Below are 11462 nucleotides of genomic sequence, written 5' to 3' on the forward strand. Positions count from 1 at the left end.
CAATCGGTTTCGCTGCCGATAGTTCAGTATTTAAATCAGCAGTCGGGCTTGCAGCGAGTTGGGGCATTAAGGCGAATGCCCCAACACCCCGCGCCTTCCGCACCGGAATTTAGGTCGCCTATGGCGACTGCCCCCCACCATCAATAAGGCTTAACGCACCGGCATAGACCCGCTCCCGGCGGCGCTATGCCTCTCACAGCATCCATGCTGCTCGTGCTACCTTATTGATGATGTCGGCTAAATTCAGTGCTCCCGATGGTCATAACATATTATTTCTCAATCTCTTCCTCTTCCTTCCTTTTCCGCAATAACCTCAGCGCATTAGCCGTCACCAGAGCCGTTGCACCGGAATCGGCTAATACCGCTAACCACAGGCCGGTTAGTCCGATTAAGCTGGTGACCAGAAAAATTGCTTTCAGGCCAAGGGCGATGGTGATGTTCTGACGGATAATTTTTCGCGTCGCTCGGGATAGCACAATCATATCCGACAGGCCAATCAGGCGGTTATGGGTTAATGCGGCATCGGCAGTTTCTAATGCAACATCGGTTCCGCCACCCATAGCGATACCAATTGTTGCTGACTTCATGGCTGGGGCGTCATTGATGCCGTCTCCCACCATTGCCGTTGGCTGCTGTTTATTCAGGGCAATCACTGCGCTCACTTTGTCTTCCGGCAACAGGCTGGCTTCATATTCAATATTCAGTTCATGAGCGATAGCGGCGGCGGCTCGTGGGTTATCCCCGGTTAGCATCACACCGTTTACGCCGATCTTATTCAGTGCTGCTAAAGCCTGTTTGGCATCGGCGCGCAGGGTATCGCGCAAGGCCAGCAGGCCAATCACTTGATTATCCTGAAGTGCAACGACGACGGTTTTCCCCTGTTCTTCTAACTGCATAACCTGTAATTGCAGACTGTCTGAAAGCTGTTCTGCGCTGAGTTTGGATGGAGAACTAATCAGGATGGTTTGTCCGTCAACGGTACCTTGTACTCCAACTCCGGCGATAGCGCGACGCTGATCGGCCTGAACGTAGTTAATCGAGCTTTCTTCGGTACGGCGGATAATCGCCTGCGCCAGAGGATGGTGCGAACCAGATTCAACAGATGCTGACAGAGACAGGAGCTGAGCTTCAGTCATGTTTTGCAGCGGTATCACGTCGGTAACCATCGGTTTACCTTCCGTCAGGGTACCGGTTTTATCGAAGGCGATTTGGCTGATGGTTCCTAACTGCTCCAGTGCCGCACCTCCCTTGATCAAGGCACCTCGACGAGTCGCTGAAGCCAGCGCAGAGGTAATGGCCGCCGGTGTTGAGATAACCAGCGCACATGGACAGCCAATTAACAGCAGAGTTAAGCCGCGATAAATCCAGGTTTCCCACGGTTGGGAAAACAGCAGTGGAGGTACTATCACCACGAAAAACGCAAACAGCATAATAGCCGGGGTGTAATAGCGACTGAAGCGATCGATAAAGCGTTCAATCGGCGCGCGGCGTTCTTCTGCTTCTTCAATCAGGGTGAGAATACGGTCAATAGCGTTCTGCCCTGGTTCGGACAGAACTTTTAGCTGTATCACGGTATCAACGGCCAGACTACCGGCGGCGACTTTTTCTCCGTTTACGCGCTCAACGGGAATCGACTCCCCAGTCAGAGCACTTTCATCAAAGCTGGCACTGGTTCCAAGCAATTGAGCATCTACCGGTAAACGCGTACCGGGAGCGATTTCAATAATATCTCCGGGGCGTAAGTTACCGGTTGGTACCATTTTTCGTTCACCGTTAACGATCTGCACGGCCTCTTCTGGCAATAGCGCCATTAAAGCGGTAACGCCTTGGCGTGCCCGGTTTGCTGCGTAGGATTCCAGTAATTCGCCGATCATAAATAACATCAGTACCATCGCCGCTTCTTCCGTCGCACCGATAAACAGTGCACCGATAGCGGAGACGCTCATCAGCGTTTCAATGGCAAAAGGTGTCCCAGAACGGGTAAGGCGGATGGCCTGTAAGCCAATTGGAATCAGGCCAACGATAGTGGTTACGGTGAAAGCGATGCGGCCAGCGGTTGGGTAGAATGACTCCAACAGCCAACTAAGTAGAATCATGATCGCCATTAGTGCCGGAGGGCCATACTCTTTTAGGCGCTGCTGTGTGACAGACGGTTTAGCGGCAGGCGTGGTATCCGAGCCGGAGCTGAGCGAGTATCCCGCTTTCTTTACTGCCTGCTCAATACGTTCGGCGATATTGTGGCTCTGGCTAGCGTCGACGACCAGTTTTTCGGTGGCAAAGAGAATTTTAGCGTGCTCAACGCCGGAAACCTGGCTAACCGCAGTTTCCACTTTCTTTGCACAGCTTGGGCAGTCCATACCAAAGACTTGCCAGGTTAGGCGAGTGTTACCCTTGGCGATTTCTGCCATTGGTTGATCCTGACCATCATGTTCATTTTGTATAGCGCATGCACCATGATGATGTTCATCATGATCGTGGGGGTGCTCATGACTGTGGCCATGTTGATCTGATAAATCATGTACATCGGATGGTATGCTTTTGTTTTCGCTATGGTTATTCATTTGATGGTACCTTCATCCACTCATAATGAGGTTACTCTACACCTTGGAGTCTACTCCAGAGTCAATGTTTATTATTGGTAAAATATGACAAGGATAAAAACCTTCAGTAAGACTGTTATTTAATCAAACGTAAACTAAATAGTGTTAGAGTGAATAACTGCTTTCTTTTATACTCCGCCTTCTTGAAGCTGAATTAGCAAGGTGGCGTTCGATATGCCGTTACTGGTCACAACCACGATACTTTGGGCATTTTCTTTTAGTCTAATTGGCGTTTATTTATCCGGCCAGGTTGATACTTGGTTTGCGGTGTTTATCCGCATTGCACTGGCCTTTCTGGTATTTTTGCCTTTTTTACGCATTCGCGGCGTGAGTCTGAAGCAAGCGTTGTTATTTATGCTGGTTGGCGCTTTCCAGCTTGGCATTATGTATTTGTTCTATTACCAGTCATTTCTCTATCTCAGCGTGCCAGAGATATTGTTGTTTACCATTATGACGCCGATTTACGTCACGCTGATTTACGATCTGTTAGCGGGTAATCGTCTGCGAGTTGGCTATTTATTGAGTGCACTGCTGGCGGTTATTGGTGCAGCGGTGATCCGCTATAACCAGTTGAGTGCTCAGTTTTGGCTTGGTCTGTTTTTTGTTCAGGGGGCCAATATCTGCTTCGCGATAGGTCAGGTCGGCTATAAAAGGCTAATGGAAGTGTATCCGATGCCTCAGCGTAGTGCGTTTTCGTGGTTTTATCTGGGGGCGCTTGTGGTGGCGAGTATTGCCTGGCTGCTGTTTGGTGATATCAGCAAAATGCCGACAACGGGACTCCAGTGGGGAATTCTGGTTTGGTTAGGTATTGGTGCCTCCGGTCTGGGGTATTTCATGTGGAACTATGGCGCAACGCAGGTTGATGCCGGTACCTTGGCAATTATGAATAATGCGCTGATTCCCGCAGGACTATTGGTTAACTTTGCTATTTGGCAGCACAATGTTGACTGGCTCAGGTTGGTTATTGGCGGCGGCATTATTATGCTGTCGTTACTGGTTCATAAGCGATGGGTTGTTCCCCACGTCAAAACCGTGCACAAATCTGCCTGAATATTTCACCACTGTCACCTTAAGCCAGTTTAATAAACGGTAACGTACTGGCGTGACGGCGGGCAATGTCAATAAAGGTACTAATTGCTAATTGATTCTGCTCTCCGTCACGTACCGCCGCATAAAGTCTGCGCCATAAACCTTCACCTAATGTTTTAGTGACAACCAATCCCTGCTTCTCCACGCTTTCAATCACCCAGTGTGGCAGGGCGGCGATACCCATTTGAGCGGAAACCATCTGAATCAGCAGCATAGTGTTATCAACACTTTTCAAGGTAGGGCTGATGCCGGATGGCTGTAAAAAATGCTTCCAGATATCCAGTCGCTGGCGCTGAACCGGATAGATCAACAGGGTTTCATCGGTTAGATCTTCAGGTTTCAGGACTTTTTTATCCGCCAGTGGATGCTCCGGTGCGACAACCAGACGTACTTCAAAATCAAACAACGGCGAATAGTGCAGACCGCTGCGTGGCAGAATATCGGAAGTCATCACCAGATCTAATTCGCCCTGCTGCAACTCTGGCTGCGGATCAAAAGTGACTCCGGCTTTAAAATCGAGAGCGATATCAGGCCATTCCTGGCGGAAGGTATTTAATGCAGGCGTTAACCATTGGATGCAGCTATGGCATTCAATTGCCAGACGCAGTTTATCTTTTGGTGGAGAGCTACAGGTTTGTAGAGCCTGATGGATTTGCGGTAGGACTTGGTCCGCCAGATCTAACAAAATCTCACCCTGAGCGGTAAAACGAATCGGCTGACTTTTACGTACAAACAGCCGGTAACCAAGACGTTGCTCCACTTCATTAAACTGATGAGAGACGGCTGATTGAGTTAAGTTAAGCTGAGTGGCGGCACCGGCCAGAGAGCCTGAATGACGCAGCGCCTGTAAGCTTCGTAGATGCTTTAATTCGATCATGAAAATTCTTCACCTTCAGTATGAAAAGATTGCGCTTGTAGGATACACCATACCCGGTGATTATAGATGTGTAAACATCTAGACGGCCAAATGAGGTTAATATGAGTATCCAGAGCCATATTTTAGGTTTCCCGCGAATCGGCGTGGAACGCGAGTTAAAGAAAGCATTAGAGCGTTATTGGAGCGGCGATATCGATCGCGAAAGTTTGTTGGCAACCGGTAAAGAGCTGCGGGCTCGTCACTGGCAGCAGCAACGTGACGCAGGCGTTGATTTACTGCCGGTGGGTGACTTTGCTTGGTACGATCATGTGCTGGCAACCAGCCTGTTATTGGGTAATGTGCCGGAACGCCACCGTAATGAAGACGGTAACATTGATATTGATACCTTGTTCCGCATCGGTCGCGGTCGTGCTCCAACGGGCAAACCAACGGTAGCGGCGGAAATGACCAAGTGGTTTAACACCAATTATCACTACATGGTGCCTGAATTTACCCGCGGCCAAAACTTTCAACTGGCGTGGCAGCAACTGTTTGACGAAGTGGATGAAGCATTAGCCCTTGGTCATAAAGTTAAACCGGTATTGCTGGGCCCGTTGACCTATTTATGGCTGGGTAAAGTGAAAGGTGAAGCGTTCGATCGTCTAACGCTGCTACAGGATATTTTGCCGGTTTATCAGCAGGTGTTGGAGCAATTAGCACTTCGCGGCATTGAATGGGTACAAATTGATGAGCCTGCGCTGGTGCTGGATTTACCAAAAGAGTGGCTGGAGGCTTATCAACCGGCCTATCAAGCGCTGTCAGGCACGGTGAAGCTGCTACTGACCACTTACTTTGACGGTATTAGCCATAATCTGGAGACTATTCGTCAATTACCGGTTCAGGGACTGCATATTGACTTCGTTGCCGGTAAAGACGATTTGGCTGATATACACGCTAAGTTGCCAGCGGATTGGTTGCTGTCTTTAGGGGTGATTAATGGCCGCAACGTATGGCGTGCCGATTTAAGCGAATGGTTTAGTCGTCTGTCACCTTTAGTGGGACAGCGGGCGCTGTGGATTTCAGCTTCTTGCTCTCTATTACATAGCCCAATTGATTTAAGTCGCGAAACACGACTGGATGATGAAGTGAAGAGCTGGTTCGCTTTTGCACTACAGAAATGTGCAGAAATTGGTTTATTAACCCGCGCATTGAATCATGCGACCGATGCCGCTCTACAGCAAGAATTGGCGGATTATAGTGCGCCGATCAAAGCTCGCCAGAATTCATCACGGGTACATAATAAGAGCGTTGAAAATCGCTTGGCTAAAATCCGTCCTGAAGACAGCCAGAGACAACAGCCTTATACGGCTCGCGCAGAACAGCAACGTGCTAAGTACAATCTGCCAGCGTGGCCAACAACGACGATCGGTTCGTTCCCACAGACCACGGATATTCGTACTTTACGTCTTGATTTCAAACAGGGTCGTCTGGATACCGGCAAATATCGTACCGGTATCAGTGAACATATTAAGCAGGCCATTTTAGAACAAGAACGTTTGGGTCTCGATGTGTTAGTTCACGGCGAAGCCGAACGTAATGACATGGTGGAGTATTTTGGTGAGCACCTGGATGGTTTTGTGTTTACTCAAAACGGTTGGGTGCAGAGCTATGGTTCTCGTTGCGTTAAGCCACCGGTCATTATTGGTGATATCAGTCGCCCAGAACCGATTACCGTTGAGTGGGCTCGCTATGCCCAGTCGCTGACGACTAAGCCGGTCAAAGGTATGTTAACCGGTCCGGTAACCATTCTTTGCTGGTCGTTCCCGCGTGAAGATGTCAGCCGTGAAACCATTGCTAAGCAAATTGCTCTGGCACTGCGTGATGAAGTGAGCGATTTGGAGCAGGCCGGAATTGGTATTATTCAGATAGATGAACCTGCTTTGCGCGAAGGGCTGCCGCTGAAGAAAGCGGAATGGGAAGACTATCTGGACTGGGCCACGGAGGCATTCCGCCTCAATGCGTCATCAGTTAAGGATGAAACCCAGATTCATACCCATATGTGTTACTGCGAGTTTAATGACATCATGGACGCTATCACCGCTTTGGATGCCGATGTGATTACCATTGAAACCTCACGTTCCGACATGGAATTACTGGAGGCATTTGAATCATTTGAGTATCCAAATGAAATTGGGCCGGGGGTTTATGATATTCACTCACCAAACGTTCCAAGCGTGGAGTGGATTGAAGATCTGTTGCGTAGAGCCGCCCAGCGTATTCCTGCTGAACGGTTATGGGTTAACCCGGACTGCGGCCTTAAAACCAGAGCCTGGCCGGAAACGCGTCAGTCGCTGGAAAACATGGTGCAAGCAGCGCGTATTCTGCGAGAAACCTATTAATAATTGATTCTACATCACTTAATCGCAATATCATGGGGCGCAATCAGCGCCCTTTTTTGTAGCTGTGATAAAATTAGTCTGGTTATTAACTTTAATTGGGTGATCTGATGGAAAAGTTAGCAGCGTTATACCAGGCACATATTTCAGTATTACAGCAACGTACCCGTGATGTTTTGCAGCGTAACCAGTTGGATGCCTTACTGATTCATTCTGGTGAATTGAACCAACTGTTTCTTGATGATAGACACTATCCGTTTAAAGTGAATCCCCATTTCAAGGCTTGGGTACCGGTCACGGAAGTGCAAAACTGCTGGATATGGGTGGATGGCGTTAATAAGCCGAAGCTGTGGTTTTATTCTCCCGTCGATTATTGGTATAGCGTAGAACCGATGCCGGATGGCTTCTGGACTTCTGTTATCAATATTCAGCCGCTAAAAAATGCCGACAACATCGTCGACTATTTGCCAGCGACATTAGATAAAGTTGGCTATATTGGACCAAACCCAGCGCGCGCGGAGTGGCTGGGGGTGGCAGCAAAGAATATCAATCCAAAAGCGGTGATTGATTACCTGCATTACTATCGCTCTTATAAAACTGATTATGAGCTGGCCTGCATGCGTGAAGCTCAGAAAGTCGCCATCAATGGTCATAAAGCCGCGCGCGATGCGTTTTATTCCGATATGAGTGAGTTTGATATTAATCTGGCTTACCTTACGGCAACCGGGCACCGGGATACCAACGTACCCTATGATAATATCATTGCGCTGAATGAACACGCGGCCGTGCTACATTACACCAAGCTGGAACCCCGCACGCCGGATGAGTCCCACAGCTTTTTAATTGATGCGGGTGCAGAGTATAATGGTTACGCTGCTGACCTGACGCGTACTTATGCCAGATATAAAGACAGCGATTTCGGCCTGATGATTCAGGATCTGAATAGCGAGCAGCTAGCGTTGATTGCTACGTTAAAATCAGGGGTTAACTTCGTTGAATATCATTTGCAAATGCATCAACGGATTGCCAAGCTACTGAAAAAATATAATTTAATTGTTGATATGAGCGAAGACGATATCGTTGAAACGGGTATCAGTAATACTTTCTTTCCCCACGGTCTGGGCCATCCTTTGGGGCTACAGGTGCATGATGTGGCCGGTTTTATGCAGGATAATACCGGTACGCAGGTTAAAGCGCCGGAAAGATATCCGGCTTTACGCTGTACCCGTGCGCTTGAACCGGGGATGGTCGTGACTATCGAACCCGGTCTCTATTTTATTGATAGTCTGCTGGAACCATGGCGCGATAGTCAGTTTAAGAATAACTTTAATTGGATGCGGATTAATAAATTCAGGCCTTATGGTGGTATTCGTATTGAAGACAACGTGGTTATTCGTAAAGACCGGGTTGAAAACATGACGCGAGATTTAAAATTATCTTAATGGAAGCCTATCAGGTACCTTCTGAAGCGGTAACGTTTGAAGAGGAAATCAAAAAAAGCCGCTTTATTACCTATCTTGCACCGGCGAGCGGTGTAGATATGGCGAAGTTATTTATCCAACAAGTCAAAGATCAGCATCCGACTGCTCGTCATCACTGTTGGGCCTTTGTGGCTGGCGCGCCGCATGACTCTCAACAGTTAGGTTTTTCTGACGACGGAGAACCGTCCGGTACCGCCGGTAAACCGATGCTGGCTCAGCTGATGGGAAGTGGCGTTGGGGAAATTGCTACGGTCGTAGTGCGTTATTACGGCGGTATTTTATTAGGTACCGGCGGATTAGTGAAAGCTTATGGTAATGGGGTGCAACAGGCATTAAAAATATTACCTACCCGGACTCAGGTACCGCAGTCAGAATATCAGTTAGTTTGTGATTACCCACAATTATCTATGGTGGAAACATTATTGCAGCAGGTTGGCGGATCGATTGTCCGCGCTGATTATGGTGCGAATATCCAGCTGGTTTTATCATTACCGTCATTACATATTGAGCAAATTACGGGTAAATTGCGCGATGTCAGCCGTGGAACATTGCTTTTGTCTCCGGTTGAGTAATAATTCGCAGGTTTTTTAATTGAAAAAGGTTAGACCTGAATGCATTTTCGCACAATAACCCGTATTGTCGGGCTCCTGGTTATGCTGTTTTCCGGACTTATGATTGTTCCAGGAATCGTGGCGTTGATTTATCGCGATGGCGCAGGGAGTGCATTCAGCCAAACGTTTATCGTTTCAATTGTGATTGGCCTGATATTATGGTTTCCCAATCGCCATCAGAGAAAAGAGCTTAAATCCCGCGAAGGATTCCTGATTGTGGTTCTATTCTGGACCGTATTGGGAAGCGTGGGGGCGCTGCCTTTCATTTTTGAAGATTCAATGGGCATGAGTATTACCAATGCTTTTTTTGAATCTTTCTCCGGGCTGACCACCACCGGTGCCACCGTACTTACTGGACTAGACAGTTTACCCAAGGCCATTTTGTTCTATCGTCAGATGCTGCAATGGATGGGGGGCATGGGGATCATCGTATTGGCGGTGGCGATTTTGCCGCTGTTAGGCGTCGGGGGAATGCAGCTGTATCGGGCAGAAATCCCCGGTCCGCTAAAAGACAGCAAAATGCGCCCGCGTATTGCTGAAACGGCTAAAACGCTTTGGTTTATCTATGTATTGATCACTATTGCCTGTGCGCTCTCTTTTTGGGCGGCGGGTATGACGCCGTTTGATGCCATTGGTCAGAGTTTTTCTACCGTGGCCATTGGTGGATTTTCCACGCATGAAAGTGGGTTGGCTTATTACAACAGTTCATTAATTAATAATCTTACCGCTCTCTTTCTGTTTATCTCCGGTTGTAACTTTGGTTTGCACTTTGCCGTATTAAGCGGGCGCAGCGTAAAAGTTTACTGGCGCGATCCTGAATTTAAGATGTACTTCTTTTTTCAACTGGCGCTCATTGCCATTTGTACGTTAGTGCTTTGGCAATGGAATGTGTATGGCTCGGCGCTGGACGCACTCAATCAATCCATTTTCCACGTGGTATCCATGACCACAACCACGGGTTCTACAACTGAAGACATTGCTAACTGGCCAACGTTTTTACCGATGATGCTCTTAATGGCGACCTTTTTGGGTGGGTGTGCTGGCTCAACCGGTGGTGGTCTGAAGGTGATTCGTGTTCTGCTGTTGTGCTTACAGGGTGTACGTGAATTAAAACGGTTAGTTCATCCTAATGCGGTGTACACCATTAAGTTAGGCCAGCGGGCATTGCCTGAGCGAGTTATTGAGGCAGTGTGGGGATTCTTTTCTGCCTATGCCTTAGTCTTTATTATCAGCACACTGTCATTAATGGCGACGGGTCTGGATGCGTTTGCTGCGTTTACCGGTGTAGTATCGGCGTTGAATAACGTGGGTATTGGTATCGGTGATTTTGGCGGTCACTATGCTCAGGTGAACGATCCGGCTAAATGGATTCTGATTATAACGATGATGTTTGGTCGTCTTGAAGTCTTTACACTTCTGGTTCTGTTAACGCCAATCTTCTGGCGTGAATAACAGAGAATTAAGGAATAAACCATGAAAGCACTATTAATTTATTCCAGCCGCGAAGGGCAGACCAAAGCCATCGTGTCTTATATAGCTAACGAGTTACGGGAAGGTATTGAGGTGGATCTCTATAATATCGATGATATGCCAGAGATTAACTTTAGTGATTATAACGGTGTACTTATTGGTGCTTCCATCCGCTACGGCCATTTTCACAAAGCTTTTAAGACGTTCGTTGATAAGCACTATGAAATCTTGAACCAAATGCCAACCGCTTTTGTTTCGGTTTCGCTAATTGCCCGTAAAGCGGAAAAGCAATCGCCGCAAACCAATAGCTATACCCGTAAGTATTTGCTGGCTACCCGGTGGAAGCCAACTCTCTGTGGTGTGTTCGCGGGAGCATTACGTTATCCACGCTATACCTGGATTGACCGAGTCATGATTCAACTTATTATGAAGATGACTGACGGAGAAACCGATAGTAGCAAAGAAATAGAATATACCGATTGGGCTCAGGTGAAGCGCTTTGGTGCGGAATTTGGACGTTTAATCAGCAAATAACGGTATTTACGACACATTCCGCCTAAACAAACAGCAGTCAGTTATTTTTTTGCAATTAGCGCTTGCCAGATAAATCTGAGTCCCTATAATGCGCCTCCACTGACCCGGCAACAGCCGGCGAAGACAGAGTTTAAGATGAATAAATCTGTGATTTAACACTTGACTCTGTAGCGGGAAAGCGTAGTATACGCAGCCCGTGCCACAGCAAGCGAAGCTTACTGTTGGCCATGCTCTTTAACAATTTATCAGACAATCTGTGTGGGCACTCACAAGACGGTATCTCACGCTGACACTTCGGTGTTCAGCAACAAAAAATACCAAGTCTTAAAGAGTGACCAGACAGTAATTCATTTGTGAATTATTGAAAGTAATCTTTGAGCATCAAGCTTTTAATTGAAGAGTTTGATCATGGCTCAGATTGAACG

General features: G+C 47.7%; 8 protein-coding genes. 6 read left to right on the top strand and 2 right to left on the bottom strand.

Annotated elements, in window-relative coordinates:
• Positions 1-269 precede the first annotated feature (269 nt).
• Entirely contained in the window at positions 270-2561 is a 2292-nt protein-coding gene (locus tag BMZ28_RS15585; RefSeq protein ID WP_074824620.1) for a zinc/cadmium/mercury/lead-transporting ATPase, read from the bottom strand.
• A 213-nt stretch (positions 2562-2774) separates the two neighbouring features.
• On the opposite strand from BMZ28_RS15585, the gene BMZ28_RS15590 reads away from it, so the two are divergent.
• On the top strand, positions 2775-3650 hold the full coding sequence (locus tag BMZ28_RS15590) for a carboxylate/amino acid/amine transporter (protein WP_074824622.1): 876 nt from the start codon (positions 2775-2777) through the stop codon (positions 3648-3650).
• Positions 3651-3669: 19 nt separating this feature from the next.
• Here the strand turns inward: BMZ28_RS15590 and metR are convergent, their stop codons facing one another.
• Positions 3670-4566, bottom strand: coding sequence for an HTH-type transcriptional regulator MetR (gene metR / locus BMZ28_RS15595; RefSeq protein ID WP_074824626.1), 897 nt, complete (start codon positions 4564-4566; stop codon positions 3670-3672).
• Between the two features lie 101 nt (positions 4567-4667).
• On the opposite strand from metR, the gene metE reads away from it, so the two are divergent.
• The 5 genes from metE (at position 4668) to hemG (ending at position 11037) form a co-directional block, all read left to right on the top strand.
• The gene (gene metE / locus BMZ28_RS15600; RefSeq protein WP_074824629.1) at positions 4668-6944 is read left to right on the top strand and encodes a 5-methyltetrahydropteroyltriglutamate--homocysteine S-methyltransferase; all 2277 of its coding nucleotides are present in this window, start codon (positions 4668-4670) and stop codon (positions 6942-6944) included.
• A 107-nt stretch (positions 6945-7051) separates the two neighbouring features.
• Positions 7052-8383 carry a Xaa-Pro dipeptidase gene (gene pepQ / locus BMZ28_RS15605; protein WP_074824632.1) on the top strand — a complete coding sequence of 444 codons (1332 nt, stop codon included), beginning with the start codon at positions 7052-7054 and terminating at the stop codon, positions 8381-8383.
• On the top strand, positions 8383-8994 hold the full coding sequence (locus BMZ28_RS15610; RefSeq protein ID WP_047782349.1) for an IMPACT family protein: 612 nt from the start codon (positions 8383-8385) through the stop codon (positions 8992-8994). The genes pepQ and BMZ28_RS15610 overlap by 1 nt, the downstream gene beginning before the upstream one ends.
• A 39-nt stretch (positions 8995-9033) precedes the next feature.
• Positions 9034-10485 carry a TrkH family potassium uptake protein gene (locus BMZ28_RS15615; RefSeq protein ID WP_047782348.1) on the top strand — a complete coding sequence of 484 codons (1452 nt, stop codon included), beginning with the start codon at positions 9034-9036 and terminating at the stop codon, positions 10483-10485.
• A gap of 21 nt (positions 10486-10506) precedes the next feature.
• Positions 10507-11037: a menaquinone-dependent protoporphyrinogen IX dehydrogenase gene (gene hemG / locus BMZ28_RS15620; protein ID WP_074824635.1), complete on the top strand. Its 531-nt coding sequence runs from the start codon at positions 10507-10509 to the stop codon at positions 11035-11037.
• Positions 11038-11462 lie beyond the last annotated feature (425 nt).

Source organism: Pragia fontium DSM 5563 = ATCC 49100, from assembly GCF_900112475.1.
Classification (GTDB): Bacteria; Pseudomonadota; Gammaproteobacteria; order Enterobacterales; family Enterobacteriaceae; genus Pragia; species Pragia fontium.

Coding starts and splice junctions, on each gene's coding strand:
- BMZ28_RS15585 (WP_074824620.1), bottom strand. CDS start 2,561: ATGAATAACCATAGCGAAAACAAAAGCATACCATCCGATGTACATGAT.
- BMZ28_RS15590 (WP_074824622.1), top strand. CDS start 2,775: ATGCCGTTACTGGTCACAACCACGATACTTTGGGCATTTTCTTTTAGT.
- metR (WP_074824626.1), bottom strand. CDS start 4,566: ATGATCGAATTAAAGCATCTACGAAGCTTACAGGCGCTGCGTCATTCA.
- metE (WP_074824629.1), top strand. CDS start 4,668: ATGAGTATCCAGAGCCATATTTTAGGTTTCCCGCGAATCGGCGTGGAA.
- pepQ (WP_074824632.1), top strand. CDS start 7,052: ATGGAAAAGTTAGCAGCGTTATACCAGGCACATATTTCAGTATTACAG.
- BMZ28_RS15610 (WP_047782349.1), top strand. CDS start 8,383: ATGGAAGCCTATCAGGTACCTTCTGAAGCGGTAACGTTTGAAGAGGAA.
- BMZ28_RS15615 (WP_047782348.1), top strand. CDS start 9,034: ATGCATTTTCGCACAATAACCCGTATTGTCGGGCTCCTGGTTATGCTG.
- hemG (WP_074824635.1), top strand. CDS start 10,507: ATGAAAGCACTATTAATTTATTCCAGCCGCGAAGGGCAGACCAAAGCC.